The sequence below is a fragment of the Halomonas sp. GD1P12 genome (assembly GCF_025725645.1).
In the GTDB taxonomy this organism is placed as follows: Bacteria; Pseudomonadota; Gammaproteobacteria; order Pseudomonadales; family Halomonadaceae; genus Vreelandella.
The window spans coordinates 2,040,615-2,067,143 of the sequence record NZ_CP107007.1; the positions used below are offsets into that span (position 1 = coordinate 2,040,615).

The following is a 26,529-nucleotide window of genomic DNA, read 5'->3' on the forward strand; positions in this document are numbered from 1 at the left end:
ACGAAATTAAGCCAGTGCCTGAATACGATCCGGACGAAAGCCCGACCAGTGATCGTCACCGGCCACGACGACGGGCAGCTGGCGATAACCCAGCGCCTCGACTTCCTGCTGGGCGCCGTCTTCAGCGGTGATATCGATCACGGTGTACTCGATTCCCTGCTTGTCCATCGCGCGGTAAGTGGCGGTGCACTGAACGCAGGCGGGCTTGCTGTAAATCTGGATGGCCATGGCTATTTTTTCCTTTTCATAGCGGCGTTTTTGGGCTAGAGCACCGGTTGTGCCCGACCCCCTCTAAACAGACTACGCATACTATATATAGACCACTGCAAAATCAATTCAAGCATATATGGTATTTTTTAATCCACAGGTTATTGACAAAGTGTACCCAGCGCAGCGGCGCGGCTCAGCCAAAAAGGGGTTTGAAAAAAAGCGAACTGCAAGCGCGATATCCATCGATTAAAGCCGTTTTGAGCGACGTTAATGACCGGGTTTTGAAAGGTTATCCACCTTAGCTTTGACGTCAAAAAAACACGCTTCCAGCAAAATCGAGCCGTGTGAAAACGCAAGAATGTGCGTGGTGGCATGTCGGATGAATGCCGACAATGAATACCCAGGCCCTACGGCGATGGAGAAGGCAGCGAGGCGGCGAAAGAGCCGCGATGAAAAAACAGCGTGTGCGTCAAGCGCGCAGCAAAAAGCCCGGCCGGAGCCGGGCTTTCGACAAGGCGCTCAAAGCGCCTTGCTGATCGGTCAACGTCTTAGGCAATAGCGGCCTGGTAGCGACGCTCGACTTCGTCCCAGTTGACGACTTCGAAGAAGGCGGCAATGTAGTCCGGGCGCTTGTTCTGATACTTCAGGTAGTAGGCGTGTTCCCACACGTCGAGACCCAGAATCGGCGTGTTGCCGTCCATCAGCGGGCTGTTCTGGTTCAGCGTGTTCTCGACGACCAGCTTTTTCTGCGGCGTCACGGAGAGCCACGCCCAACCGCTGCCGAAACGGCCGGTGGCGGCCTTTTTGAACTCTTCCTTGAAGGTGTCGAAGCCACCCAGTTCGCTGTCGATCGCCTTGGCAACGTCACCCTTGGGCTGACCGCCGCCGTTGGGCGACATCATTTGCCAGAACATGGAGTGATTGACGTGACCGCCGCCGTTGTTGATCACGGCCTGACGCTTCTCTTCCGGTACGCGGTCCAGATTGGACACCAGCTCTTCGATCGACAGATCTTCAAGGCCAGTGCCTTCGAGCGTGCTGTTCAGGTTGGTCACGTAGGTGTTGTGGTGACGCGAATGGTGAATTTCCATCGTCATCGCGTCGATGTTCGGCTCGAGTGCGTCGTAGGCATACGGCAGTTCGGGTAGTGTATGTGCCATGTCATCATCTCCTTGAGTGACTTTTGATGTTCATTGAATAGGTGCGGTCACGCCCTACTCTTTTCAACCGCTTGGGCGGAATTTTCCTCGAAACGCAAACGTGCATTGGCGCTGCGCGCCCTAGCACTCTAGCTAACAATCAGCGCTTTATCTAATAGGCGCGCAATAAAAAGCCGGCTGCCCGGCAGCCGGCTTTCGATCATCCGCCTACAGGCGGAAAAACGTCAAGACGCGATCAGAGCTTACTCTCAAGCTCCGGCAGAAGCTCGAACAGATCCCCCACCAGGCCGTAGTCCGCCACCTGGAAGATCGGCGCTTCCTCGTCCTTGTTGATCGCCACGATCACCTTCGAGTCCTTCATCCCCGCCAGGTGCTGGATGGCGCCGCTGATGCCCACCGCGATGTACAGATCCGGCGCGACGATCTTGCCCGTCTGACCCACCTGCATGTCGTTGGGCACAAAGCCCGCATCCACCGCCGCCCGGGAGGCGCCGACCGCCGCACCGAGCTTGTCGGCGATGCCGTCGAGCAGTCTGAAGTTCTCGCCGTTGCCCATGCCACGGCCCCCGGAGATCACGACCTTCGCGCCCCCCAGCTCCGGGCGGTCGGACTGCGCGAGCTCCTCACCGACGAACTGCGACTGGTCGTTCTCGACCACGGTGTCCACTGCCTCGATGGCGGCCGCGTTGTCGCGGCCCACGGCATCGAACGCCGTGGTGCGCACGGTCATGACCTTGAGCGTGTCGTCGCTTTTCACCGTGGCGATGGCGTTGCCGGCGTAGATCGGACGCTTGAAGGTGTCCGGGCCGTCGACCGCCACGATTTCGGAAAGCTGGCTGACGTCCTTGAGCGCGGCGACCCGCGGCAGCACGTTCTTGCCCGTGGTCGAGGCGCTGGTGAGAATATGGCTGTAGTCGTCGGCCAGCGACACCACCAGCGCACCCAGCGGCTCGGCGAGCTGGTGGGCGTAGACGGCGTTATCCGCCAGGCGAACCCGGGTGACGCCGTCGAGTTTCGCGGCGGCCTCCGCCGCGGCCTGGACGCCGTCGCCGGCGACCAGCACATCGATATCGCCGCCGATCTCGCGGGCGGCGGCCACCACGTGGGCGGTGGCGTCAAGCAGATGGCCGTCGTGAAGATCGGCCAGTACCAGAATGCTCATGGAGTGTACTCCCTGGAATAACGGTGAAAGAGGCAAGCGGAAGGTGGGGGGATCAAAGCACCTTCGCTTCGTTCCTGAGCTTGTCGACCAGCTCGTCGACCGAGGCCACTTTTACCCCGCCCTTGCGCTCGGCCGGCGTTTCGACCTTCACCAGGCTCACTTTCGAGGCCACCTCGATGCCGTAATCCGCCGGCGTTTTGACATCCATCGGCTTCTTCTTGGCTTTCATGATGTCGGGAAGCTTGGCGTAGCGCGGCTCGTTGAGGCGCAGATCGGTGGTGACGATCGCCGGAAGCGACAGTGACAGCGTCTGCAGGCCGCCGTCGATCTCGCGGGTGACGCTGACCCGGTCGCCGTCGACGGCAACCTTCGAGGCGAAGGTGGCCTGGGGCAGATTGGACAGTGCTGCGAGCATCTGGCCGGTCTGGTTGTTGTCGGTGTCGATCGCCTGCTTGCCGAGAATCACCAGCCCCGGCTGCTCCTGTTCGACCACCTTCGCCAGCAGCTTCGCCACCGCCAGCGACTCGACGCGCTCGTCGGTCTCGATCTGGATCGCCCGGTCGGCGCCCAGCGCCAGCGCGGTGCGCAGCTGCTCCTGGGCAGCTTTCGGGCCGATGCTCACGGCGACCACTTCCGTGGCCACGCCCTGCTCCTTCAGGCGCACCGCCTCTTCCACGGCGATCTCGCAGAAGGGGTTCATGGCCATCTTGACGTTGGTCAGATCCACGTCCGAATGATCGGCCTTGACGCGAATTTTCACGTTGTAGTCGATGACGCGTTTGACCGCGACTAGTACTTTCATGGTTTCCTCGCTTGGCTGATAAGAAGCCCGGGCGCTGGCGTGAGTAACTCGGCGGCCAGTGCGTTGTGGCGGTGGCTAATGCCGCCTGGCTCTAAAAAATGAAAAAGGCCTGCTCGATACGATATTCATTCAAGCGTTTGACAGACGAGTGTTCACATCAATGTGCCACAGCTTGTCTACGCCCGACAACGCCAGACCGTTAAAATGCCGTCTGACGCTAATATAGCGCTTTTGAAACGATAAATCCGGCGCTCCGACAAAGCCGAAACGCTGGTCAAGGCGCCACAAATGCCCGGCAGACCATCGTCGTGATGACCCAGGCCCGGTATTATGCCTATCATGGGGTATAACCAGAAGCAAACGACCGTTTAGTATTAAGTCCGTGTTTTTATAAGATACGGTACTAACGAGAATAAGGAGAGACCAGTGGAAAACGCAGAGCGCGATGTCATGGAGATGGACGTTGTCATCGTTGGTGCGGGGCCCTCTGGCCTGGCGGCGGCGTGTCGCCTGATGCAGCAAGCCAACGAAGCCGAGCAGGAGCTCAGCGTATGCGTCGTGGAGAAAGGCTCCGAAGTCGGCGCCCATATTCTATCCGGCGCGGTGTTGGAGCCGCGCGCGCTGAATGAGCTCTTCCCGGACTGGCAAGAGCGCGGCGCCCCGCTCAACACGCCGGCCACCCGCGACGACCTTTACCTGTTAAAGGATAGCGAGAACGCTCGCAAACTGCCCCACGCGCTGGTGCCGAAGAGCATGCACAACACCGGCGGCGACCAGACCCGCTACGTGATCAGCGCGGGCAATTTGTGTCGCTGGCTGGCCGAGCAGGCCGAAGCCCTGGGGGTCGAAATCTTTCCCGGCTTTGCCGCTCAGGACGTGATTATCGAAGATGGCGCGGTGCGCGGCATTCTCATCGGCGACATGGGCGTTGCCGCCGACGGCACGCCCAAGGATGGCCATATGCCGGGCATGGAGCTGCGGGCGAAATACACCCTCTTTGCCGAGGGCTCGCGCGGGCACCTGGGCAAGCGCCTGATCCGCGAGTTTTCCCTCGACGAAGGCCGCGACCCCCAGCACTACGGTATTGGCTTGAAGGAGCTTTGGGACGTGCCCGCCGAACAGCACGAGCCGGGGCTGGTAGTCCACGGCTCCGGCTGGCCACTTCAAAACGACACCCACGGCGGCTGGTTTCTTTACCACGCCGAAAACCAGCAGGTCGTGGTCGGCTTGATCATGGACCTGGGTTACAAAAACCCGTGGCTCTCGCCCTTCGACGAATTCCAGCGCATGAAGCACCATCCGGTGCTACGCCAGTATCTGGAAGGCGGCAAACGCGTCGCCTACGGCGCGCGCGCCATTACCAAGGGTGGTTACAACTGCCTGCCGAAAATGACCTTCCCCGGTGGGCTTCTGATCGGCTGCGATGCCGGCACGCTGAACTTCGCCAAGATCAAGGGCATTCATACCGCGATGAAATCCGGGCTGGTGGCCGCCGAGAGCGTATTCGAGGCGATCAAGTCAAATGATGAAGGTGGTGCCGAGCTTTCAAGCTTCACCGCGAAGTGGGAGTCGAGCTGGGCCTATCAGGAGCTCAAGGAGAATGCGAGCTTTGGCCCGGCGATGCACAAGTACGGTAACGTCGGCGGCGGCGCGTTCAATTTCGTCAACCAGCTCGTTGGCAACAAGCTGCCGACGCTTCATGACACCACCACCGACCACGGCGCTTTAAAGCCCGCCGATGAGTTCGAGAAGATCGATTACCCCAAACCGGATGGCAAACTCTCTTTCGACAAGCCCTCCTCGGTGTTTCTCTCCAACACCAACCATGAAGAGGACCAGCCCTGTCACTTGAAACTCGAGGATCCGTCGATTCCCATCGAGCACAACCTGCCCAAATACGCCGAACCGGCGCAGCGCTACTGCCCGGCCGGAGTGTACGAGGTGGTGGAGGACGATCAGGGCAAACCGCGCTTTCAGATCAACTTCCAGAACTGCGTGCACTGCAAGACCTGCGACATCAAGGACCCGGCCCAGAACATTACCTGGGTGGCACCAGAAGGCGGCGGCGGGCCGAACTACCCCAACATGTAGCACCTTTGCATGTATCAGCTCGGCCTCGCGAGGCCGAGCCTTCTCAAACCGCCAGGCCCGCCGATCAGGCGGGCCTGGCGGTTTCCAGCAGCGTAATCGGCGCGCGCCGGGCAATCAGCCGGCGCCGCCCGGCCTGCGTAAAGCGCACGTCGATCACCGGATCCTGAGGATTGCCCTCCACCGCGGCGACCTCCCCTTCGCCAAATACCTCGTGCATCAACCGCTGCCCCGGATAGAACTCGCCCGCGCCTTGCGCCGGCGCTTTGCCTGCCGGGGCCGTCGTCAAGGGGATGTCCTCACGCCCCAGGCGCGTGAGATAGCGCTCGATCAGCGCCGTCGACTCGACGCTAAGCGCCGCTTCCGGCGGGGACGGTGCCTTAAGCGCCTCGGCCACCCGCACGCCGTCGTGCCAGCGGCTCTCGGCAATGAAGCGGCTGGCACGGTGCGCCCCCGCGTCGTTGAGAATCAAAAGCCGCTCCTGGGCGCGAGTGATCGCCACGTAGAAAAGCCGACGCTCTTCTTCCAGGCGCGCGTCAGAGAGCGGGTTGTCGCGGCTGTAATGGGGAAAATCCTCTTCGTTGACCCCGGCGACCACGACCAGCGGCCACTCCAGGCCCTTCGCCCCATGCACCGTGCTGATCAGCACGCCGCCGGCCTGATTTTCCACCGGGCGCTCCAGCAGCTCGATGAAGGCGTCCGGGTCCTGCACGCTCTGCGCCTGCTCGATCAGCACGTCCAGAAGACGCACGTCCTCTTCACCTTTATCGCGGCGCGCGGCGGCGCGCTTGAGCGTCTTTTCCGCCTCGATGGTCGTCACCACGTGCTGCAAAAGTTTCGCCGGCGGCCAGGCGCTAAGCGTCGGCAGGTCGCACAGCAGTGCCCAGCGCTTTTTCAGCGTGCGCTGCTGGATCGGCTTGAGCGAGGCCAGAAGCGGGTCACTGCGCTCGGGAAAGGTCTGAGTCTCGGCCAGCCGGTGCGCCAGACGGCTCAGCCGCTCTCGCGCCACGAAGGGCGTGGGCTGGGCGAGCAGCAGCATGAGATGGTTCGGGTCCTTCAACAGCGCCGGGCGGCGCGAAAGCTTGAGATACCCGGCCAGCGCCTGCACCAGCGGCAGGCGGAACACGAAGCGGTCCTCGCGTGCCAAACGAAACGGAATGCCCGCTTGCAGCAGCGCCAGCTGAAACGGCACCGACAGCGCCCAGCTGCGCACCAGAAGGCTCACCTCGTCGAGCGCTCTGTTTGACGCCTGCCACTGACCGAGCACCTCGAGCAGCAGCCGATTGCCCTGGCCGGCCTCGATCCGGGTAGCGACATTGCCCGGTGCGGCCAGGCAGAGCTGGTCCGGGCGGCGAGCGTTTTGCATGATCGCGTGATTGGCCGTCAGCGCCAGCGCGTGGCCGTGACGAAAGGTGGTCGACAGCGGGTAGTCGGTGGCTGCGCCAAAGGTCGCGGTGAAGTCGTCGAGCATGGTGTCCGGCCGGGCACCGCGCCACTCATAGATACATTGGTTGGCATCTCCTACCGCCATCACGCTCGCCGTGTTGCCTGCCAGCACCTTCAAAAGCCGCTGTTGGGCGGTATTGATGTCCTGATACTCATCGATGATGACGTGGTCGAGAAAGCCCTCGACGCGCGCGCGAAGCGCTGCGTCTGCCTCCAGCGCGTTCAGCGGGCGATAGAGAAGATCCGCGTAGGTCATCAGCGCGTGATCCTTCAAAAGCCGCTCGGCCTCGACAAAGGCGTCGGGAAAGTAATCGCTCTCCTGCTCGAGCTCCAACCGTTCGAAAAGCATCTGCGGGGTGCAGAGCTCCGCCTTCACCAGCCCACAAAAGTGCGCCAGCGTTTCGAGCCGGTCGGCGTCGAGCGCGGTTTCGCGCCGCTCGGGCTGATCCGCCAGCACGTTGAGACTCGCCTGGCGCAGCAGCCGCTCGAGCTGCCACTCCGCCGATAGAAGCTGGCGCTGCTCCAGCGCCCCCCACCGGCACAGGCTTTGGGTGAGCCGGTGCCCCAGCGAGTGAAACGTGCGCACGTCGGGAAGCGCCTGGCCGGCGGGCGCCATGATCGCCAGGCGACGCTGAAAATCCTCTCGCGCGGAGCGGTTGAACATCAGCACCAGAATACGCCTGGGGGCGACACCGCGCTCGAGAAGGCGCAGCACACGGGCGGCCATCGTCGTGGTCTTGCCCGCACCGGCCACCGCCGCCACCCGGGCATGGCCATCTGCGTGTTCGATGACCGCGCGCTGTTCCGGCGTCAGGTTCACGGCGTCTCGCGGGCGCGCTCGTCGCCGCCAAGTTCGCCAAGCGGGTAGCGCGCGCCGGCACTCTCGAGACACAGCCTTGCCCCAGCCGGGTGCTCCTCGAGCACCGCCTCGTCGACCAGCCGGTAGAAAACGTTGCGGTGAAGCCTGGCGGCCAGGCCAAAGCGCACCGGGATTTCCGGCATGAGCTCGCCGTTCGGGGCTTCGCTGAGCGTCATCGGGCGGGCGTCATCGAGGCGCACGACGTCGTCGAACTGGGTGGTGAACCACCAGGCGCCCTCGCTGAAATCCGCCTCGACGATCACGAAAGGTAAATCCTCGACCGTGACTCGCCAGCGTTCGACCGGCGTGACCAGACATACCCCCTCATCGAAGCGGCGCAAGAGCGTGGCCAGAAGGTGTGGAATTTCCGGGCGGCCGAAGGGCTCGCCTTCGTGTCGCCAGCGCCCGTCGGCGTCGATGACGATATCGATATCGCCGCTAAGCGCCGGGTGCCACTGATCCACCGGCGGCACAGTGGCCGAGTCCGGACGGTGCGAGAGCAGACGATCGATGTTCATGGCGTTCTCCCGACGGGGCCCACGCAGGCGGGGCTCACACGAGCCCGGCCTGGGCGAGCGCCTGTTGAACGTGGGGCGGCGCATCGGGGGCGGCGCCGCGAAACAGACGGTAGAAGTTGGCCGTCGTCTGCATGGCGACTTCGTCGACGCTGATACCGCGCTCGGTGGCGATGCATTCGGCGACTTCTACCACCCAGGCAGGCTCGTTGGGTTTACCGCGATGAGGTACCGGGGCAAGATATGGGCTATCGGTTTCGATCAACAGCCGATCCAGCGGCAGCACCCGGGCGAGCTCGCGAAGCGACTTCGCGCTTGCAAACGTGACGATGCCGGAAAGCGAGATGTAGAAGCCGAGGCGAATCGCCTCGCGGGCCATCTCGATATCTTCGGTGAAGCAGTGCAGCACCCCGGCGACATTGGGGTCGGTATGCTCGCGCAAAAGCGCCAGGGTCTCTTCTTTCGCCTCACGCGTGTGTACCACCACCGGAAGCTCGAGCTCGGTGGCGGCGATCAAGTGGCGCTTGAAACGCTCGTGCTGCACCTCGATGCTCACGCGATCGCGGTAGTGATAGTCGAGCCCGGTTTCACCGATCGCCACCGCTGCGAACTGCTCCGCGGCTTCCTTGATCATCTCGACATCGGGCTCGCGCTCGACACTGGTCAGCGGATGAAGCCCCGCGGAAATCGCCACGTCCTGATGGCGGCGCGCCAGCGCGGCCAGACCGGGCATATCGTCGAGCGTGACCGCAATCGCCAGAAACTGGCTCACGTGGGCGGCGCGCGCCGCCGCGAGGGCAGCGTCGACATCGCCGTCGTGGGTGTGTTCGGAAAGACGATCCAGATGGCAGTGCGAGTCAACAAACATTAAGGCCTCGGATAAAACGACACGTTGGGATGCGAAGGTATGACGTGTTAGCTAGAGCGTAAAGGAGGCCGGCGCATCGTCGAGCTGGCCGGCGAGCAGGGTTTCGATCTTGTCGCGTACCGCGTAGTCCTGAAGACCAAAATGCACGCCGATACCCGCCATACGCCGCCCGCTGATACCGGCCGGCGAGACCCAAACGACCGTGCCGGTCACGCTCAGCCGCTCGCTTTCACCGGGCAGCGTGATCAGCAGGTGCACTACCTGCCCGAGGCGATAGAGCGTGTCGACAGGAACGAACATGCCGCCGCGCTCAAGATACGGCATGTAGGCCGAGAGCAGCGTGGGAATATCCGGCACCGTCAGCGAAAGAGCTTTTTGAGCGGTCATCGACACCTCGTGCAGTGGCGTTAAACGGGTGGTGGCGGCCAGGCAGCGGTCAGGAGCGCAGAAGCGCCGACCAGCGCACCAGCCACGCCTCGAGCACCAGCTGAGGATTGGGGTTGGTACCCATCGACAGTAGCCGGCGCTGCTCGCGCGCGTAATCCAGCAGGCGAAACCAGTCCTGAACACGGGCATTCTTGACCGCCTGCCGGTAGAGCGGCTCCAGATCCGGATTGTGCAGCGCCGTGGTCTGGCCGGTCAGGCCGAGCCGGATCAGATCCTCGAGCCAGGCGATACCGTACCATAATATGGCGTCGATCATCTGGCGGTCCAGCCGCGCCGCTTCAGAAACCGGCTCCGCGCCGCGCACCAGCTGCTCGAAGCTATCGTGAATCTGGTGGCGCAGCGCGCGCTCGTCAGGGGCGGCAAGCTCGACGGCCAAGAGCGGCAGCCCCCCGGACACCTGCCACCAGAAAAGCGCCTCATCGCTGCCCAACTGCTCGGTCAAAAAGCCCTGACACTGCTCGAAAGGCACGCTCGGCAGCGACCACTGCTGACAGCGCGAGCGTATGGTGGGCAGCATGCGCGAGGGCACGTCCGACAGTAGAATAAACAGCGTCTGCTCGCCGGGCTCCTCGAGACTCTTGAGCAGCGCGTTGGCGGCGGCGCTGTTCATCGCCTCTGCCGGGCTGATGACGATCACCCGGTAGCCGCCCTGCTGGGCGGTCTGGTGAACGAAGCGATTGACCTCACGAATCGGGTCGATCCGAATCTGACGCTTGCCCTCTTCCAGGCTAATGCGCATCAAATCTGGATGGTAGCCCGAGGCGAGCATGCTGCAGCTGTGGCAATGGCCGCAGGCCTGCTCACCAGGGTCCAGGCACAGCGTACGCGCCACCAGCGCATCGGCAAGCTGCTGTTTGCCAAGCCCGCGGGCGCCGCTGAGCAGCAGCGCGTGGGGCATGCGCCCCTCGCGTGAGAGTCGCAGAAACTGCTGCCACATCTCGCGATGCCAGGGCAGAAGATCCGCTAGCGCCATGCCGCCACCCGCTCGCTCAGCGCCCGCGTCAGGGCGGCTTGAACCTGATCGAGCGGCTTTTGCGCATCGATCAAGGCAAAGCGCTTTGGGTCGGCCGCGGCGCGCGCATGGTAGGCATCGCGTACGGCGCTGAAAAAGGCGGCCTGCTCGCGCTCGAAGCGATCCGGCTCGGTATTGCTGGCCTGTCGACGGCCCTCCAAACGCGCCTTCGCCGCCTCCGGCGGCATATCGAGCAGCAGGGTCAGATCCGGCGCGAGCCCCTTTTGTACGAAGCGCTCGAGAATTTCGATGCGTGGGGGATCGATGCCGCGCCCGCCGCCCTGGTAGGCAAAGGTAGCGTCGGTGAAGCGGTCGCACACCACCCAACCCCCGCGGGCCAGCGCCGGCTCGATCTTCTCGGCCAGGTGCTGGGCGCGGGCGGCGAACATCAAAAGAAGCTCGGCGTCGCTATCGAGCGGCTCATCAAACGTGGTGGCCAGCAGCAGCTCGCGGATCGACTCGGCCCGCGGGGTGCCGCCGGGCTCGCGGGTCGTGATGACCTCACGCCCTTGTGCTCGAAGCCACTGCGCCACGAAGGCAACGTTGGTGGATTTGCCCACCCCTTCGCCCCCTTCCAGGGTAATAAAGCGACCGCGCTGGGTCATTGACACCTCGTAAAACCGTGAGCAGCGCCGGGCTCCCCGGCGCTGCCTTACTGATTGCGTATATAGCGATTGACGGCGTTGTTATGCTCGCGCAGGGTGCGCGAAAAATGGTGCGTGCCGTCCCCCTTGGAGACGAAATAGAGCGTCTCACCGGGAAGCGGGTTGACGGCGGCCTCGAGTGAGGCCCGGCCAGGCATTGCGATGGGCGTGGGCGGCATGCCGTCGATCACGTAGGTATTGTAGGGCGTGGCTTCACGCAAATCCGCGTAAGTAATGCGCCCATCGTAGCGCTCGCCCATACCGTAGATCACCGTGGGGTCGGTTTGCAGGCGCATGCCCTGCTCCATGCGCCGCTTGAACACGCCCGCGATTTCGCGACGCTCTTCCGGCGCCCCGGTTTCACGCTCGATGAGCGAAGCCATGATCAGCGCCTCATAGGGCGACTCGATGGTGAGATCATCGGCGCGGTCTTCCCAGGCCTCATCGAGCATCTGCTCCATACGCTCGAGCGCCTGGCGAAGGATGTCGACGTCGCTCATCCCTAAGTGATAGCGGTAGGTATCCGGGAAGAACCAGCCTTCCGGGTAGGTGCCTTCGCGACCCAGAAGCGCCATCACCTCGTCATCGCTCATGCCAGCAGTGCGGTTGTCGAGCTTTTCGGCGCGGTCCAGACGTTCGCGCATCTGACGAAACGTCCATCCTTCGGGCACGGTCAGCGCGTAAGTCACCACGTCATTACTGCCCAGTAGCGCCATGACCTCGCGCGCACTCATATCCGGCGTGATGCGGTACTCGCCGACGCGAAGCCGTGGCACCTCATCGGGTGCGATGCGCGCCAGCAGGCGAAACGCCCAGCTATCGTCGACCACGCCCTGGGCATCGAGATCGGCGATCGCCTGGTTGAACCCGGTACCGGGTGCTACGTAATAAAGCGTCGGTTCATCGAGGGTCACCGGCGCGTCGAGCCGGCTTTGCCAGTACACGTAGCCGCCGGCCAGCGCCGCCCCGACGAGCAGCGCTAGTACCAGCAGCGCCCCCAGCAGTCGTTTCACCATGTCACTCGCTGCCTCTTGTCAAAATGAATCCGGGTAGCCCAGAAGACGATGCGCCTCGCGCTGAAGGCTGCCTGTCGTGAGCGGCCAGCGCGCAAGCGCGGCACCACCGGCGTCGAGCAGGGTATGAACCGACCAAAGCCCCTGAACGGAGTTGCCGACCCACAGCGCCTCGACGCCCAAAAGCTCGCGCGCGTCGATCTCGGCAACCTCGACGTGGCCCTGCTCGATCAGCGCGTCGCGAAGCGTTCCCGCCACGCCGCATTGCTCGAGCCTTGGGGTGAACACTCGCCCGCGGTCACGCCAGAACACGTTCATGCTGACCGCCTCAATGAGCAGCCCCTGGGTATCGAGCAAAAGTCCTTCGTGAATGTCCGGGTCACGCCACTCCTGGCGCGCCAGCACGTTCTCGAGCCGGCTCAGGTGCTTGATCCCCGAAAGCCGGGGCTGATGGCCCAGGCGAAGCTCGCAAAGTCGCACGCAGGCGCCGTGGCGCCAGCGCTCGACCGGAGCGGTAAAGGGGCGGTAGCTCACCAGCAGGCGCGGCTCGGATACCTCGGGCGTTTGGTACCCCTGGCCACCGCTGCCCCGGGTCACGACCAGCTTGAGCACTTCGAGCCCGCGCGCCGGGTCAAGCGTAAAGCTCGCCTCCAGCGCATCGAGCGAAGGCATGGGAAGGTCGAGCCGTTGACAACCGCGGGCCAGACGCTTGACGTGGAAGGACCACAAAAGCGGCTGGCCTGCGCGCATCAGCACCGTCTCGAACAGCCCGTCGCCAAACGCGAGCCCGCGGTCATCGCCGGGTACGTGGCAGGCCTCGGGCATCGGCGTTTATACCCGCGTGAACAGCAGCGAGCCGTTGGTGCCGCCAAACCCAAAGGAGTTGGAGAGCGTAGTGTCGATGCGCATCTCGCGCGCCGTGTGCGGCACGTAGTCGAGATCGCAGCCCGGCTGCGGGTTGTCCAGGTTGATGGTCGGCGGCGCGATTTGGTCGCGAATCGCCAGAATGCTGAAGACCGCTTCGACCGCGCCCGCCGCGCCAAGAAGATGGCCGATCATCGATTTGGTCGAGCTCACCGCCACGTTTTTGGCCCCCGCGCCGATGACGCGCTCGATGGCCCGGCTTTCGGCGAGATCGCCCGCCGCGGTCGAGGTGCCGTGAGCGTTGATATAGTCGACTTTCTCCGGGTCAATGCCGGCATCCTTGATGGCGTTGCTCATGGCGAGCGCCGCGCCGCGGCCGTCTTCCGGCGGCGCGGTCATATGGAAGGCGTCGTCGCTCATGCCAAAGCCCGAAAGCTCGGCGTAGATGTGCGCGCCGCGCGCCTTGGCGTGTTCGTACTCTTCGAGCACCAGCACGCCAGCGCCGTCGGAGAGCACGAAGCCGTCGCGATCCACGTCCCAGGGGCGGCTGGCCGCCTGCGGGTCGTCGTTACGCGTGGAGAGCGCTCGCGCTGCAGAAAAGCCGCCCAGACCCAGTGGCGTAGTCGCCATTTCGGCACCGCCACAGATCATTACATCGGCGTCACCATAGGCGATGGTGCGTGCGCTGTAGCCGATGTTATGCGTGCCGCTGGTACAGGCGGTGGTGATCGCAATGTTCGGGCCCTTGAAGCCGTGCTGGATCGCCATGTTGCCTGAGATCATATTGATGATCGAGCCGGGCACGAAAAACGGCGACACGCGCCGCGCGCCGCCCTTGTTGAGCGCGTTGTGGTTCTGCTCAATCATCGGAAGCCCGCCGATGCCCGAGCCGATCGCCACACCAATACGCGCGGCGTTCTCTTCGGTGCACTCGATCCCGGCGTCGCTGATTGCCTGCCCACCCGCGGCCATGCCGTACTGGATGAACAGATCCATCTTGCGAGCGTCCTTGGGATTAAGGTACTCGCCGATATCGAAGCCCTTCACCGACCCGCCAAAACGAGTATTGAAACTGCTGGCATCGAAATGCTCGATCGGCGCAATGCCGCTTTTACCCGCCACGATATTGGCCCACGTTTGCTCGACCGTATTGCCCACTGGCGTGACCAGGCCAAGCCCGGTTACCACTACCCTTCTACGCGCCATCAGCTTTCCTCCCGGCATCCTTGGTACAAGACCCAAACGGCCTGCTGTAAAAAATTTCGCCTAGTATACCGGAGATTGGCCAACGAATTCACTTAACCGCCGACACAAAAAAGCCGCCCCGGATGGGGGCGGCTCTTTTTTCTCCAGACATCGACTGCCTGTCTGGACGATCGCGTCGATCAGCCCTTACTGATGGGCGTTGACGTAGTCGATCGCTTCCTGAACCGTGGTGATCTTTTCGGCTTCTTCGTCAGGAATTTCGGTGTCGAATTCCTCTTCCAACGCCATAACGAGCTCTACGGTGTCAAGCGAATCAGCGCCCAGATCTTCGGTGAACGAAGAGCTATTCTGGATATCCTCTTCCTTGACGTTCAGGCGCTCGGCCACGACTTTTTTAACGCGCTCTTCAATGGTACTCATCAACGTACTCCAGTCATTCACAGTTAGCCGTTATTGATAACCAGCTATATCGGGAACCGCTAGCCAAAAGCTGCGGGTAGTTTATAGACGCCCCAGGGTCGACGCAACCGTCGAATCCGGGCCATCAACGCATATTCATACCGCCGTTCACGTGAAGCGTCTCGCCGGTAATGTAGCCTGCCGCGTCGCTGGTCAAAAAGCCCACCGCCGCAGCGATCTCTTCCGGCCCGCCCAGGCGCGCCAGAGGAATCTGTTTCAACAGCGCTTCGTGCTGCGCTTCGGGCAGCGCCTCGGTCATATCGGTTGCGATAAACCCTGGCGCCACGGTATTGACGGTGATCGCACGAGACGCGACTTCCCGCGCCAGCGCCCGGCTAAAGCCCTCCATGCCCGCCTTGGCGGCCGCATAGTTGGTCTGGCCCAGATTGCCCATGGTGGCCACTACCGAGCTGATCGATACGATACGCCCAAAGCGTGCCTTTGTCATACCGCGAAGGCAAGCTTTACTTACACGATAAACGGATTTGAGATTGGTATCCATGACCGAATCCCACTCGTCTTCTTTCATGCGCATCAACAGGTTATCGCGCGTGATGCCGGCATTATTGACCAGAATGGTCGGGGCACCGAAACGCTCGCCGATCTCCTTGAGCACAGAATCGATGCTCGCTTGATCGGTGACGTTCAAGCAGATACCCGCGCCTTCGATACCCTGCTCTTTCAAATCCGCATCGATCTTTTGCGCACCGGACTCGCTGGTGGCCGTACCGATGACGATGCGACCCTGGCGGCCGAGCTCGTGCGAGATGGCGCGACCGATGCCGCGACTGGCGCCGGTTACCAGCGCAACTTTACTTTCGATGGTCATAACGCTTTGCCTTTAACCGTTTGAGAATCTGACCAGTGTAGCGCCTACGCGCGATGGTCGGCGACCGCTTCGCGGGCAAGCTCGAGGGCCTGCTCGAGACTGTCCGGATCGTTGACCGCCAACCCCTTGATCGAGCGTACGATACGCTTGTTGAGCCCGGTCAATACCTTGCCCGGCCCGCACTCGATGAAAACGCTGGCGTCCTGGTCGACCATCTTTTCGACGCAGGCCGACCAGCGCACCGGCTGATAGAGCTGCTCGATCAGCCGCGTGCGCAGCGTGTCGATGTCGGCGTGAGCCTTTGCATCGACGTTTTGCACGACCTTATATCGCGGCGCGCGAAATTCGATCTCTTTCATGTGGGCGCTGAGCCGCTCGGCGGCCGGGCGCATCAGCGCGCAGTGTGATGGCACCGATACCGGTAGCGCCATCGCGCGCTTGGCACCGGCTTCCTGGCAGGCAGTGATCGCCCGCTCCACCGCGTCCTTGTGGCCAGCGATCACGACCTGGCCGGGCGAATTGTAGTTGACGGCGGCGACCACCTCGTTTTGGGCAGCACTTGCGCACGCCGCTTCCACGGCGTCGTCACCAAGGCCCAGAATCGCAGCCATCGCGCCCTCACCGTCGGGCACGGCATCCTGCATCGCCTCGCCGCGCAGGCGCACCATGCGCACGCCTTCGGCAAACCCCACGACCCCAGCGCACACCATGGCGCTGTACTCACCCAGACTGTGGCCGGCCATGATGCCGGGCCGCGGGCCTTCGAGCTCCTGCCAGACGCGCCAGATCGCAACGCTTGAGGTCAAAAGCGCCGGCTGAGTGCACGCCGTTTTGTTGAGCGCCTCCTCCGGGCCATCCTGGACGATTTTCCACAGATCGAAGCCCAGGGCATCCGACGCTTCCTCGAATGTCGTTCCCACCACGCTGTAGCGCTCGGCCAGCTCGCGCAGCATGCCTGGCTGCTGCGAACCCTGACCGGGAAACACGAAGGCAAGGGGTTGTGACATATCGTTCACCTTTGCTCTAGTAGGCATTTGCTCATTCGAGCACATGGACAAGACGGCGCCGCTGGCAGCCGGCCGTCCAATCAACTTTCAATGCGTTGTTTTATTGCTCGCCCCGCGCGGGCCTCGCTCTAAAAGCAGGCGCTCGACACGGGCGGGCAGACTGTGCGCTACCTGGTGTAGCGCGCGTTCGATCGCGTAGTAAAAACCTTCGGCGTCGGCGCTGCCGTGACTTTTCACCACGCTCGCTTTAAGACCCAAAAGAGTGGCACCGTTATAGCGCACCGGACTCAATTCATGCTGAAGCTGGCGCAACAAGGGCCTTGCCAGCCAACTCGCCAGCCGCCCGCTCGGACGCGACCCAAGCGCCGTTTGCAAACGCTTTACGAGCATACGGGTCAGACCTTCACTTGCCTTGAGCGTCACGTTGCCGATGAAACCATCGCAGACCACCACGTCGAACTCGCCCCGGTAGATATCGCCGCCCTCGGCATAGCCGCGATAATCAAGACCGAGCGACTCGGCGCGCTCGCGAAGACACGCATCGGCCTTTCGCACGCTGGCACTGCCCTTGACTGCCTCGACTCCCACGTTCAATAGCGCAACGCTGGGCTTCTCGATGCCGTCCAGACACTGCGCCATCGCCGCCCCCATCAGGGCGAAATCCACCAGCCGCTCCGGCGGCGAGTCCACGTTGGCGCCGAGATCCAGTAAATAGCAGCGCCCGTTTTGCCCGGACGGAATCGACGTGCTGATCGCCGGGCGCGAGAGCCCACCGCAAAGCCCCACGTCGCGTCGGGCCAGCGCGACGAGCGCGGCGGTGTTGCCTGCGCTGACGCCGGCGCTCGCCTCGCCGCTTTTGACCATCGACAGCATGGCGGCCATGCTGGTGGCGTGGCCATAGCGTAGCGCCCAGGCCGCAGTGGCGTCCGGACGCACATAATCCGGTGTATCACGAACCACCAAACGCGACGCTGCCGCAGCCAAAGGCCGCGGCAAGCGCTTAAGCTCAGTCGCCAGGCGCTGAGCAGGGCCAAACAGAACCAGTTCAAGCTCCGGGCGTTCGACTACCGCCCTGGCAGACCCTTCGACGATACAACGGGGGCCTTCATCGCCCCCCATTGCATCAATCGCCAGGCGCACGTGAGACTGGCTCCGTTTTGCCGTTTAAACAAGACGTGAGGCTTATACCTCGACGACCTTGCGACCGCGATAGAAGCCGTCCGGCGCAACGTGGTGGCGCAGGTGGGTAGTGCCGGTTTCCTTGTCCTGGGACAGGGTCGGGCCCGTCAGGGCGTCGTGGCTACGACGCATGCCGCGCTTGGAACGAGTTTTACGACTTTTTTGAACTGCCATGGGATGTTACTCCTGGATTAAGTAGGTAAGTACCGCTTACTTCTTACCGTCGGATGAGTCCTTTCCTTTCAAGGCGCCAAGCACCGCGAAAGGATTCGATGCGGGGGCAGGCGCATCGGCTGCGCCGTCCGTCTTGCTGACCAGCTGATCTGACGAGACATGACACTCGGCCTCGTCGTGATAGACCACTTGCGGCAAACTGAGGATGAGTTCGTCCTCGAGAACCGTCAGCAAGTCCAGCTGTTCGTTTTCCACCAGTACCGGCTCGTGACTGGCAGGAAGCTCGGACGCCAGCGCCTCGTCGGCAATCATTCCCAGCAGGAAGTCGCTCGACACGTCCTGGCTTAGCGGCACCAGACAGCGGCGACACGCAAGCGAGAGCGTTGCACGCACATGGCCACGAATTTCACGACGACCCTGGGCATCGATACCAAACGCAAGCGATGCAAAGCATTCGCCGGTTTGTTCACCAGCCTCTTCGGCCAAACGGGGCATTCTATCGAGCGCCACCTGGCCTTCGAGTCGTTCGTCGCGGGCGGCGAGCTTATAAGGCTCGACCCGACTGGGGAGTTGTGAGGTCAACATAGGCGCGCAATGATAGGCACTCGCCGCGGCCCTGTCAAAGCCGTACCGCCATTTCTTTGCCCTTTTAGGCGTTAATCTCACACGTTTTACGCAAGGCGGTATAAAAAGCGTTATCAATGGGTATTAAAACGTTCTAAAAAGCGCTTTCCTCTTTAAGCGCCCGCCTGCCTAAAGCTACGTTGAGTCATCCGGCACTACCCAGGCGGGCTGTTTTTAACTACTGTTTTAGATCAGGTTTTCAAAGTCTTTTATAAACCGCCTTGCACTGCGTTTTAAAACTTGTGGGCGACAGCGGTTTAATACAACCCGGACGAGTGCTTTTACCGAGCTGACCGACTTTTGAATACTGACGTTTTATAACGCCCTTTAAAGGCCCAAGGAGAACACCGTGCCCGAAGTCGCCAATGCCCCGCTCGTACTCGCCTCGAGCTCCCGCTTTCGCAAAGCGCTGCTCGACCGCCTCCAGCTTCCTTACCAGTGCCGCTCGCCGGATATCGACGAAACGCCTGAGTCGGATGAGTCGCCAGAGGCGCTGGTGCACCGGCTGGCGCTGGGCAAGGCGAGCGCCGTTGCCGATGAGTTTCCCGACCACCTGATCATCGGCTCGGACCAGATCGCGCTGTTCGACGGCGAGATCCTCGGCAAACCGCACACTCATGAGCGCGCCTGCGCCAATCTTTCGCGCTTCTCCGGCCACCGGGTGCGCTTTTTGACCGGCCTGGCGCTGCTCGACACCCGCCGCGGTCAGCACGAGGTCATCGTCGAGCCCTTCGAGGTCGTCTTTCGAACGCTGACTCAATACGAGATCGAGCGCTACGTTGCGACCGAGCAGCCCTTGGATAGCGCCGGCAGCTTTCGCATGGAAGGGCTTGGGATCACGCTGTTCGACGCCTTCGACGGGCGTGACCCCAACGCGCTCATCGGCCTTCCGCTCATGGCGCTATGCACGCTTTTGCGCCAGGCGGGCATGGACCCGCTCGGCGAGCGCGTGGCGACGGCCTAACGCGCCTCGAAACGCAGCGGCGAGCGCGTGGTTTCGACGCCCAGAAGCTCTGCCGCCGCGCCGGTGAAGCCCCGCGTAAAGCGCTCGAAGGGGTCGAGGCGCGGGGTATAATTCTCCCAGGCGGCCTCGTCAACCTGCGCGCGGGCGACCTGCTCAAGGCTACCCAGCTCATCGATGAGCCCCAGCTCGATTGCCTGCTCACCGCTCCAGATCAAACCGGAGAAGAGCTCGTCGCTCTGCACCAGCCGGTCGCCGCGCCCGGCGACGACGTCATCGATGAACTGTTGATGCGTCTGCTCCAGCACGCCCTGCCAGAAGGCGGCGATCTCGTCATCCAGCGGCTGGAACGGGTCCAGAAACGCCTTGTTCTCGCCAGCGGTCATCACCCGGCGCTCGACGCCGAGCTCATCGATCGCTTCTTGAAAACCGAAGCCCGCGTAGATCACGCCGATGGAGCCCACCAGGCTCGCCGGCGAGGCGACGATGGTGTCCGCCGCCGAAGCGATGTAGTAGGCGCCGCTGGCGCCGATATCCTCGATCACGGCGATGATCGGCTTGTCGCCCTGCTCTCTGAGCCGCATGATCTCCGCGTAGACTCGCTGAGACTGCACCGGGCTTCCGCCGGGGCTGTCGATATGCAGCACGATGGCGGCCGCGCTGTCCGCCTCCCAGGCCCGGTCAAGCCCTTTGATGATGCGCTCCGCGTTGGCCGGCGCATCACCGGCGATCACGCCATGAACCTCGACCAGCGCCAGGTGCTTTTGCGTTGGCGCCACGCTACCGGAAGTCGGGAAGAATACGCGGTAGAGCGCAAAAAAGAGCAGCGCGAGCACCAGCGTCAGCATGAGAAGACGGAAAAAGAGCTTCCAACGCCGGCTGCGGCGCTGCTCGGTGAGTACGCCGCCGATCCAGCGATCCATCATTTCGATCTGCGCCAGCCGTTGGCGCTCGCGCAGGGTCTCGCTGCTGTCATCCGGCGCGCCCGCAAGCGTCTCGCCGCGCTCGCTTTTGGCCACTTCCGGCCCCTGAGTCCAGCGATCCTCACGGCCGGTCGCCGTATCGTTCTGCGCGTCCAGACGGCGGCGCGGCGGCGGGTCGAAACGTCCCTCGTCGTTGTTCATGGCATGTTCCTGTCAGCGGGATGGGCGGTCGGGCGAGCTACTCGCCTTCGAGCCAGTTGAAAAGATCGGAAACGCTGTGCGCCACCCAGCGGGGCTCGCTTTGGCGAAGTCTGGCAGAGGTATGGACACCGTAGGTGACGCCGACACGGTCCATACCGAGTGCGCGGGCCATTTCAAGGTCATACTCGGTGTCGCCGACCATCACCGCGCGGGAGACATCGATATCGAGCTCGCACAAGAGCTCCTCGAGCATCTGCGGATGGGGCTTCGAGCGGGTTTCGTCCGCAGTGCGGCTGGCATCAAAAAGCTCGCCGCTACCGGTTTCGCGAAAGATCCGGTCGAGCCCGCGGCGGCTTTTGCCGGTGGCCACCGCCAGGCGCTGCCCCGAACGGGACTTGAGCCGCGAAAGCCCCTCCAGGGCGCCATCGAAAAACGGCATGGGTGTGGTGTTTTCGACCACGAAGTGGTGCGAGTAGCGCTGCCTGAGCGCTTCGGCGCGCTCATCGTCGATGCCCGGGCAGAGCGTGGCAATCGCTTCGGGCAACCCCAGGCCGATGATGTTCTCGATCGCGCCCACCTCGAGTTCGCCCCACTCGGCCTCCCGGGCGGCGGCCTGCATGCAGGCGACGATTTTAGGCACCGAATTCATCAACGTGCCGTCCCAGTCGAAAATGATCAGCTCATAACGCATGGTCGATCCTTAGCGGCGCGCGCGGGCAAGGGCGGATTCGAGCGCTTCGGGCAGCGGCGCCTTCACCGTGACCGGGCGGCCGTTACCGGGCTCGGGAAAGGTCAGCGCGCGGGCGTGCAGAAACAGCCGTTCGACGCCGAGTTGGCGCGACATGTGGCCGCTCTCTTTAGTGGCGTACTTGTCGTCGCCCAACAGCGCGTGGCCGGCGTGGGCGGCGTGCACGCGAATCTGGTGGGTGCGCCCGGTCACCGGCTCCGCCTCGATCAGCGTCGCTTTCTCGAAGGTTTCCAGCACCTGAAAATGAGTGCGCGAGACCTTGCCATTCGGGTCGACCCGCACGCGGCGCTCGCCGTTGCCGGCGTCATACCGGTCCAGGCGTGCGCTGACATAGGTCTTGCGCGCCGGCCAGCGCCCGCTGACCAGCGCCACGTAGCGCTTGTCCATGGCGTGCTTTTTGAGCGACTCATTGAGCGTCACCAGCGCCTCGCGGGACTTGGCGAGCAGCAAACATCCGGAGGTGTCACGATCCAGCCGATGAACGAGCTCTAAAAAGCTCAGGTCGTCGCGCACCTGCCTAAGCGCCTCGATCAGCCCGATCTTCACGCCGCTTCCACCATGCACCGCAAGGCCCGATGGCTTGTTCAACACCATCCATTCCGGGCCTTCCATGATGACGCTGCCGATCAGAAGATCGCGCAAACTATCGCTGACCTCTTTTTGCGCCTCGCGCGGGGTGAGGCGAAGCGGCGGCACGCGCACCAGATCATGGGCGTTGAGTCGATAGTCCACCTTGACGCGCTTTTTATTGACGCGCACTTCGCCCTTACGCACGATGCGGTAGATCAAGGCGCGGGGCGCCCCTTTTAAACGGGTCATCAAAAAATTATCGATCCGCTGACCCGCCTGTTCCGGGGCGATCTCCACCCACTGCACTTCGCGCCCTTCGGCCATCGCCGCATGCTCCTGGTCGGTTGTGACACTCGTCTGGTCGGTTGTAGAACCATCAATGCCAAAGCGCCCCATTCTAACCCAGTGCTAGCGCCATTGCGTCAATTGCTGGCGCCAGGCTTACCTGTTATATTCCAAATGGCTCATTGGCAGGGCGTGATGCAGGTTGGGTACGCCCGACAGACACCGTTGTTTTCCTGCCCAAGCGCTCTGCCCAAGCGCCTGCCCGTCCAACACGCAGGCCCGAGCGAAGGTCCAATGGAATAGTGTACGCATTACCCATTACCGGATGTAAAAAAACGCAGTAAACCTGCCGCCCGACAGGCGGTAGCGTTCGTGGTGATGCCTGGTTGGCCGCCGCGAAAAATTGGAATATACGTTACGCCCCGGCTCGGGGTTCAAATGTCACTGCTCGAGTTATCGATCGAAAGTGCCATCCAAAACCCGGCCCGGCGCGTCAGGATCAACGCTGTGCCGATACCGGCGTTGACGAATCGATGAATGCCAGGTGTCGGCGGTGTCAGCAGGGCCGGATGGACGTCAACGCCACCGAAACACGTTCTGCCTCCGCCACGTACTCAACGCCTCCTAGCCGCGTGGGCCACACTGCCCCCGGCTCAATGCGTCAGCATAGCCATGCGCCGAGCACAAGCACGCAGCAAAAGCGATTCGTCGACGCCAACGCCTTGACGGCGCATCGGTGCACACGCATTGCGAGACACCATGAAAAGAATGCTCATCAACGCAACCCAGCCCGAAGAGCTGCGGGTTGCGCTCGTCGACGGTCAACGCCTGTACGATCTGGATATCGAATCCGGCGCCCGCGAACAGAAAAAAGCCAATATCTACCGCGGCAAGATCACCCGGGTCGAGCCCTCACTGGAAGCGGCATTCGTCGACTTCGGCGCCGAGCGCCACGGCTTTTTGCCGCTCAAGGAGATCTCACGCGAATACTTTCTGAAAGACGTTTCCGGGCGCCCCAGCATCAAGGAGGTGCTCAAGGAAGGTCAGGAAGTCATCGTTCAGGTCGATAAAGAGGAGCGCGGCAACAAAGGGGCGGCGCTGACCACCTTCATCAGCCTGGCCGGACGTTTTCTGGTCTTGATGCCCAACAATCCGCGCGCCGGCGGCATCTCACGGCGTATCGAAGGCGATGATCGCAGCCAGCTCAAGGATGCGATGTCGCAGATGACCGTGCCGGACAAGATGGGGCTGATCGTGCGTACCGCCGGCATCGGGCGCAGCGCCGAAGAGCTTCAGTGGGATCTGGACTACCTGGCCCAGGTGTGGGAATCGATCACTGCCGAAGCCTCCAAGCGTCCGGCACCGTTTCTCGTTTACCGTGAGTCCAACGTCATCATTCGCGCCATGCGCGACTACCTGCGCCAGGACATCGGCGAGGTGCTGATCGACAGCCCCGACATTCACGCCGAGGCGCTGGGCTTCATTCGCCAGGTAATGCCGTCGTATCAGCAGAAGATCAAGCTCTACACCGACGAAGTGCCGCTGTTCTCGCGCTTTCAGATCGAATCCCAGATCGAAACGGCGTATCAGCGCGAAGTGAAGCTGCCCTCCGGCGGTTCGATCGTGATCGACCATACCGAGGCGCTGGTCTCCATCGACATCAACTCGGCGCGCGCCACCCGTGGCAGCGACATCGAGGAAACCGCCCTTCAGACCAACTCGGAAGCCGCTGACGAGATCGCCCGCCAGCTGCGCCTGCGCGATATCGGCGGGCTGGTGGTCATCGATTTCATCGACATGGGCCCGGCGCGCAACCAGCGCGAGGTCGAAAACCGCATGCGCGACGCGCTCAAGCTCGACCGTGCGCGCGTCCAGATCGGACGTATCTCGCGCTTCGGCCTGATGGAGATGTCGCGCCAGCGTCTGCGCCCCTCACTTGGCGAAACCAGCGGCGGGGTCTGCCCGCGCTGTGACGGCCAGGGCAGCATTCGTGACGTACGCTCACTGTCGCTTTCGATCATGCGTTTGATCGAAGAGGAGGCGATGAAAGAGCGCAGCGCCCAGATTCGCGCCATTCTGCCGGTGCCGGTCGCCACTTTCTTGCTCAACGAAAAGCGCAGCGTGCTCGCCGATATCGAAGCGCGTCAGGACGTTCGCGTGGTGCTCTTACCCAACCCGGACATGCACACGCCACACTACGACGTGCAACGCCTGCGCTCGGATCACCTCGACGAGGACGAAAGCCATACCCTTTCGAGCTACGAGCTCTCGATGGAGACCGAGGTCGGCAAGGAGCCGGATGTAAGCTTCGCCCCGCCGGCCCAACGCGCCGAAGCCGCGGTCAAGACCGTCGCTCACAACGCCCCGGCACCAGCATCGCTGCAAACCGATACCGCCCCCGCTCCCGCCGCCAAATCCGAGGCGCCGGGCAATGCGGAGACCGGCGTACTGGGCCGCTTGATTCGCGGCTTCGCCAAACTGCTGGGCAGCGATGAAGCCGCCACCAGCGAGCAAAAGCCCGCCGCCGAGCCCGCCTCTCGCAAGCCCCGGACAAGCGAAAAAAGCGCCTCCAACGAGCGCGGCCAGGGCAGTGAGCGCGGAAAGCCGGCGCGCGAGAAGCGCCCGGACAACGACGCGGCCCGCAGCGAGTCGAGCCAAGCGGAGGCCCGCAGTGGCCAAAGTGCCAAGGGCGACGACGAGTCGAGCGACAAGCGCAGTGGCCCGAACCGCACGCGTAATCGTCGTCGCAACGGCCAGTCCAACAGCGCCCAGGCGAGCAACGCGCAATCCGGCGAGGCGAAGGCCAGCGATAGCGCCAAGCCCGCGCGTCAAGGCGAGCGCGGCGGTGAGCAAAGCGACGCCGGCCAGGCTCAGTCCAACAAACGAAGCGACGGCCGCCGCGACAAGTCGCGCGACGCCAAACCCAAAAACGAGAGCCGCGCGCCCGCCGAGACCGACGCCAAGGCAGCGCCCAAAAGCGAGCCAAAGCCCGAGCCCAAGGGCGAGCAGAAAGCCGATGTCAAGGCCGAGTCGAAGCAGGACGCGCCCAAGGACGATGGCAAGCCCAAGCGCACCCGCAACAACCCGCGCAACCGCTCGCGCAAGCAGGCGATCAACCCGAAAGCCGAAGCCGAGCAGCTTGCGCTTCAGCGCGATGCCGCCAACGCGCCGGCGCCCGCTGAAAGCGTCAGCGACGTGAAGAGTACGGCAAGCGAGCCCGCCAGCGTCGAATCCCCTCAGCGCGAGCAGGCATCGGCAAACAAGGCGAAGAGCGAGCAAGCGCCCGCCGCCGAGAACGCCCCGGCTGCAGCGCCGGCGCCAGGCACCGAAGACGCTCTCGCCGCGCAGCCCCTGAAGCAGGAAAGCAAAGCACAGGTTTTGCAAGAGACCAGCGAGTCCGTTGCTGAGCAAAAAACGCCGCAGGCAGACACCGCCAAGCCGGAAACGATTGACGCGGCAAGCGCGCCGACGCCGAGCGACATTCAGCCCTCGGCCCAGGCGCCCAAAGCGTCGACCGACAGCGATGCCCTGGATGCCGATTCGGGTTCAAGCGCCGACGAAGCGTTGATAAATGCCGAAACCGCCGAGCCGACTCCCGCGCCGGAAAGCGTCGCACCGCAGCCGGAAAAAACCCCGGCCGTCGAGACGCCCTCGACCGCTGAGCAGGAAGCGGCTTCCGGGCAAACGGTTGCCGAGGAAACGCCCAAAGCGCAGCCGGCGCCGACCGACGCACCCGTGCCGGTTGAAAACGATGCTCAGACGCCGAAGGAGCAAGCCCTCGCCTCTTCCGAGGCTCAGGACGACGCCCCTGCCGATGAGACTTCACTCAACGTGAGCCGCGAGACATCAAACCCGACGGAGCAGCTCGAAAGCGTTGAGCCAGCGCCGAAAGCCGAAACCGCCGCGACGGTCGATGCCAGCGCCGAGGATCAAACCGATCCGAACGCTGACAGCGCCGCCAAGGTAGCGGCCGAGGTCGAGCCGGAGGCAGCGCCTGCTGCGCCGACAGAGCGCGCAGCGGCCGAGCCAACCGAGACGCAAAAGAGCGCTGACGAGGCAAACGCCGAGCCTGCCTCTCAAGGCGACAGCGCCTCCGCCAAACCGGCGCCGAAGCGCCGCCGCCGGGCGCACAACGACCCGCGCGAGAAGCGCAAGCAAGGCAGTGCCGGCCAAGAGTAAACCGCGCCCATGAAAAACCCCGCCTCTGGCGGGGTTTTTTTATGTCTGAATCACGTGTTTGGCAGGACGTGCCTGGAAAAACGCGAGCTTACAA

25 protein-coding genes are annotated in these 26,529 nt (G+C 63.0%); 3 read left to right on the forward strand and 22 right to left on the reverse strand.

Features of this window, described 5'->3' with window-relative positions:
• Positions 1 to 6 precede the first annotated feature (6 nt).
• The 4 genes from nrdH to OCT39_RS09545 form a co-directional block, all read right to left on the reverse strand.
• Entirely contained in the window at positions 7 to 228 is a 222-nt protein-coding gene (gene nrdH / locus OCT39_RS09530; RefSeq protein WP_252109812.1) for a glutaredoxin-like protein NrdH, read from the reverse strand.
• A 530-nt stretch (positions 229 to 758) separates the two neighbouring features.
• Entirely contained in the window at positions 759 to 1,370 is a 612-nt protein-coding gene (locus OCT39_RS09535; RefSeq protein ID WP_252109813.1) for a superoxide dismutase, read from the reverse strand.
• Positions 1,371 to 1,605: 235 nt separating this feature from the next.
• On the reverse strand, positions 1,606 to 2,532 hold the full coding sequence (locus OCT39_RS09540) for an electron transfer flavoprotein subunit alpha/FixB family protein (RefSeq protein WP_263584208.1): 927 nt from the start codon (positions 2,530 to 2,532) through the stop codon (positions 1,606 to 1,608).
• A 52-nt stretch (positions 2,533 to 2,584) separates the two neighbouring features.
• Positions 2,585 to 3,334, reverse strand: coding sequence for an electron transfer flavoprotein subunit beta/FixA family protein (locus OCT39_RS09545; RefSeq protein ID WP_263584209.1), 750 nt, complete (start codon positions 3,332 to 3,334; stop codon positions 2,585 to 2,587).
• 426 nt (positions 3,335 to 3,760) lie between these two features.
• On the opposite strand from OCT39_RS09545, the gene OCT39_RS09550 reads away from it, so the two are divergent.
• A complete protein-coding gene (locus tag OCT39_RS09550; RefSeq protein ID WP_263584245.1) occupies positions 3,761 to 5,425 on the forward strand; it encodes an electron transfer flavoprotein-ubiquinone oxidoreductase in 1,665 nt (554 codons plus the stop codon).
• A gap of 64 nt (positions 5,426 to 5,489) precedes the next feature.
• Here OCT39_RS09550 and OCT39_RS09555 read toward each other — a convergent pair whose 3' ends face one another.
• From OCT39_RS09555 to OCT39_RS09625, 15 genes are all read right to left on the reverse strand, one after another.
• Positions 5,490 to 7,688, reverse strand: a complete 2,199-nt coding sequence (locus OCT39_RS09555) for an ATP-dependent helicase (RefSeq protein WP_263584246.1) — start codon at positions 7,686 to 7,688, stop codon at positions 5,490 to 5,492.
• Positions 7,685 to 8,245, reverse strand: a complete 561-nt coding sequence (locus tag OCT39_RS09560; RefSeq protein ID WP_263584247.1) for a DUF1285 domain-containing protein — start codon at positions 8,243 to 8,245, stop codon at positions 7,685 to 7,687. The genes OCT39_RS09555 and OCT39_RS09560 overlap by 4 nt, the downstream gene beginning before the upstream one ends.
• 34 nt (positions 8,246 to 8,279) lie before the next feature.
• Positions 8,280 to 9,110 (reverse strand): TatD family hydrolase, encoded by an 831-nt coding sequence (locus OCT39_RS09565; protein ID WP_263584248.1) that lies wholly within the window; start codon positions 9,108 to 9,110, stop codon positions 8,280 to 8,282.
• A 51-nt stretch (positions 9,111 to 9,161) separates the two neighbouring features.
• Entirely contained in the window at positions 9,162 to 9,497 is a 336-nt protein-coding gene (locus OCT39_RS09570; protein WP_263584249.1) for a PilZ domain-containing protein, read from the reverse strand.
• 49 nt (positions 9,498 to 9,546) lie between these two features.
• Positions 9,547 to 10,530, reverse strand: coding sequence for a DNA polymerase III subunit delta' (locus tag OCT39_RS09575; RefSeq protein ID WP_263584250.1), 984 nt, complete (start codon positions 10,528 to 10,530; stop codon positions 9,547 to 9,549).
• Positions 10,521 to 11,174 (reverse strand): dTMP kinase, encoded by a 654-nt coding sequence (tmk, locus tag OCT39_RS09580; RefSeq protein ID WP_263584251.1) that lies wholly within the window; start codon positions 11,172 to 11,174, stop codon positions 10,521 to 10,523. Before tmk ends, OCT39_RS09575 begins: the two co-directional genes overlap by 10 nt.
• 47 nt (positions 11,175 to 11,221) lie before the next feature.
• Positions 11,222 to 12,229 carry an endolytic transglycosylase MltG gene (gene mltG, locus OCT39_RS09585; RefSeq protein WP_263584252.1) on the reverse strand — a complete coding sequence of 336 codons (1,008 nt, stop codon included), beginning with the start codon at positions 12,227 to 12,229 and terminating at the stop codon, positions 11,222 to 11,224.
• An 18-nt stretch (positions 12,230 to 12,247) separates the two neighbouring features.
• Positions 12,248 to 13,051, reverse strand: a complete 804-nt coding sequence (gene pabC / locus OCT39_RS09590; RefSeq protein WP_263584253.1) for an aminodeoxychorismate lyase — start codon at positions 13,049 to 13,051, stop codon at positions 12,248 to 12,250.
• Between the two features lie 6 nt (positions 13,052 to 13,057).
• Entirely contained in the window at positions 13,058 to 14,296 is a 1,239-nt protein-coding gene (gene fabF / locus OCT39_RS09595) for a beta-ketoacyl-ACP synthase II (RefSeq protein ID WP_263584254.1), read from the reverse strand.
• A gap of 186 nt (positions 14,297 to 14,482) precedes the next feature.
• Entirely contained in the window at positions 14,483 to 14,716 is a 234-nt protein-coding gene (gene acpP / locus OCT39_RS09600; protein WP_008956801.1) for an acyl carrier protein, read from the reverse strand.
• Between the two features lie 124 nt (positions 14,717 to 14,840).
• Positions 14,841 to 15,584 carry a 3-oxoacyl-ACP reductase FabG gene (gene fabG / locus OCT39_RS09605; RefSeq protein ID WP_263584255.1) on the reverse strand — a complete coding sequence of 248 codons (744 nt, stop codon included), beginning with the start codon at positions 15,582 to 15,584 and terminating at the stop codon, positions 14,841 to 14,843.
• A gap of 44 nt (positions 15,585 to 15,628) precedes the next feature.
• Entirely contained in the window at positions 15,629 to 16,591 is a 963-nt protein-coding gene (gene fabD, locus OCT39_RS09610) for an ACP S-malonyltransferase (RefSeq protein ID WP_263584256.1), read from the reverse strand.
• 87 nt (positions 16,592 to 16,678) lie between these two features.
• Positions 16,679 to 17,731, reverse strand: a complete 1,053-nt coding sequence (plsX, locus tag OCT39_RS09615) for a phosphate acyltransferase PlsX (RefSeq protein WP_263584257.1) — start codon at positions 17,729 to 17,731, stop codon at positions 16,679 to 16,681.
• A gap of 42 nt (positions 17,732 to 17,773) precedes the next feature.
• Positions 17,774 to 17,944: a 50S ribosomal protein L32 gene (gene rpmF / locus OCT39_RS09620; protein ID WP_252107626.1), complete on the reverse strand. Its 171-nt coding sequence runs from the start codon at positions 17,942 to 17,944 to the stop codon at positions 17,774 to 17,776.
• Between the two features lie 36 nt (positions 17,945 to 17,980).
• Positions 17,981 to 18,529, reverse strand: coding sequence for a YceD family protein (locus tag OCT39_RS09625; RefSeq protein WP_263584258.1), 549 nt, complete (start codon positions 18,527 to 18,529; stop codon positions 17,981 to 17,983).
• A gap of 388 nt (positions 18,530 to 18,917) precedes the next feature.
• Here OCT39_RS09625 and OCT39_RS09630 point away from each other — a divergent pair, with 388 nt between their 5' ends.
• Positions 18,918 to 19,532 carry a Maf family protein gene (locus tag OCT39_RS09630; protein ID WP_263584259.1) on the forward strand — a complete coding sequence of 205 codons (615 nt, stop codon included), beginning with the start codon at positions 18,918 to 18,920 and terminating at the stop codon, positions 19,530 to 19,532.
• Here the strand turns inward: OCT39_RS09630 and sppA are convergent.
• From sppA to OCT39_RS09645, 3 genes are read right to left on the reverse strand one after another with little or no spacing between them, the layout of a single operon-like run.
• Positions 19,529 to 20,653 (reverse strand): signal peptide peptidase SppA, encoded by a 1,125-nt coding sequence (gene sppA, locus OCT39_RS09635; protein WP_263584260.1) that lies wholly within the window; start codon positions 20,651 to 20,653, stop codon positions 19,529 to 19,531. The genes OCT39_RS09630 and sppA overlap by 4 nt on opposite strands.
• 37 nt (positions 20,654 to 20,690) lie before the next feature.
• Entirely contained in the window at positions 20,691 to 21,344 is a 654-nt protein-coding gene (locus tag OCT39_RS09640; protein WP_263584261.1) for an HAD family hydrolase, read from the reverse strand.
• A gap of 9 nt (positions 21,345 to 21,353) precedes the next feature.
• Positions 21,354 to 22,295, reverse strand: a complete 942-nt coding sequence (locus tag OCT39_RS09645; protein WP_263584262.1) for an RluA family pseudouridine synthase — start codon at positions 22,293 to 22,295, stop codon at positions 21,354 to 21,356.
• Between the two features lie 720 nt (positions 22,296 to 23,015).
• Here OCT39_RS09645 and rne point away from each other — a divergent pair.
• Positions 23,016 to 26,435: a ribonuclease E gene (gene rne / locus OCT39_RS09650; protein WP_263584263.1), complete on the forward strand. Its 3,420-nt coding sequence runs from the start codon at positions 23,016 to 23,018 to the stop codon at positions 26,433 to 26,435.
• Positions 26,436 to 26,529: the final 94 nt, after the last annotated feature.

Coding starts and splice junctions, on each gene's coding strand:
- mltG (WP_263584252.1), bottom strand. CDS start 12,229: ATGGTGAAACGACTGCTGGGGGCGCTGCTGGTACTAGCGCTGCTCGTC.
- OCT39_RS09625 (WP_263584258.1), bottom strand. CDS start 18,529: ATGTTGACCTCACAACTCCCCAGTCGGGTCGAGCCTTATAAGCTCGCC.
- fabF (WP_263584254.1), bottom strand. CDS start 14,296: ATGGCGCGTAGAAGGGTAGTGGTAACCGGGCTTGGCCTGGTCACGCCA.
- sppA (WP_263584260.1), bottom strand. CDS start 20,653: ATGAACAACGACGAGGGACGTTTCGACCCGCCGCCGCGCCGCCGTCTG.
- fabG (WP_263584255.1), bottom strand. CDS start 15,584: ATGACCATCGAAAGTAAAGTTGCGCTGGTAACCGGCGCCAGTCGCGGC.
- OCT39_RS09560 (WP_263584247.1), bottom strand. CDS start 8,245: ATGAACATCGATCGTCTGCTCTCGCACCGTCCGGACTCGGCCACTGTG.
- OCT39_RS09540 (WP_263584208.1), bottom strand. CDS start 2,532: ATGAGCATTCTGGTACTGGCCGATCTTCACGACGGCCATCTGCTTGAC.
- tmk (WP_263584251.1), bottom strand. CDS start 11,174: ATGACCCAGCGCGGTCGCTTTATTACCCTGGAAGGGGGCGAAGGGGTG.
- OCT39_RS09575 (WP_263584250.1), bottom strand. CDS start 10,530: ATGGCGCTAGCGGATCTTCTGCCCTGGCATCGCGAGATGTGGCAGCAG.
- OCT39_RS09570 (WP_263584249.1), bottom strand. CDS start 9,497: ATGACCGCTCAAAAAGCTCTTTCGCTGACGGTGCCGGATATTCCCACG.
- OCT39_RS09535 (WP_252109813.1), bottom strand. CDS start 1,370: ATGGCACATACACTACCCGAACTGCCGTATGCCTACGACGCACTCGAG.
- acpP (WP_008956801.1), bottom strand. CDS start 14,716: ATGAGTACCATTGAAGAGCGCGTTAAAAAAGTCGTGGCCGAGCGCCTG.
- OCT39_RS09545 (WP_263584209.1), bottom strand. CDS start 3,334: ATGAAAGTACTAGTCGCGGTCAAACGCGTCATCGACTACAACGTGAAA.
- rne (WP_263584263.1), top strand. CDS start 23,016: ATGAAAAGAATGCTCATCAACGCAACCCAGCCCGAAGAGCTGCGGGTT.
- pabC (WP_263584253.1), bottom strand. CDS start 13,051: ATGCCCGAGGCCTGCCACGTACCCGGCGATGACCGCGGGCTCGCGTTT.
- fabD (WP_263584256.1), bottom strand. CDS start 16,591: ATGTCACAACCCCTTGCCTTCGTGTTTCCCGGTCAGGGTTCGCAGCAG.
- OCT39_RS09640 (WP_263584261.1), bottom strand. CDS start 21,344: ATGCGTTATGAGCTGATCATTTTCGACTGGGACGGCACGTTGATGAAT.
- OCT39_RS09645 (WP_263584262.1), bottom strand. CDS start 22,295: ATGGCCGAAGGGCGCGAAGTGCAGTGGGTGGAGATCGCCCCGGAACAG.
- OCT39_RS09565 (WP_263584248.1), bottom strand. CDS start 9,110: ATGTTTGTTGACTCGCACTGCCATCTGGATCGTCTTTCCGAACACACC.
- nrdH (WP_252109812.1), bottom strand. CDS start 228: ATGGCCATCCAGATTTACAGCAAGCCCGCCTGCGTTCAGTGCACCGCC.
- rpmF (WP_252107626.1), bottom strand. CDS start 17,944: ATGGCAGTTCAAAAAAGTCGTAAAACTCGTTCCAAGCGCGGCATGCGT.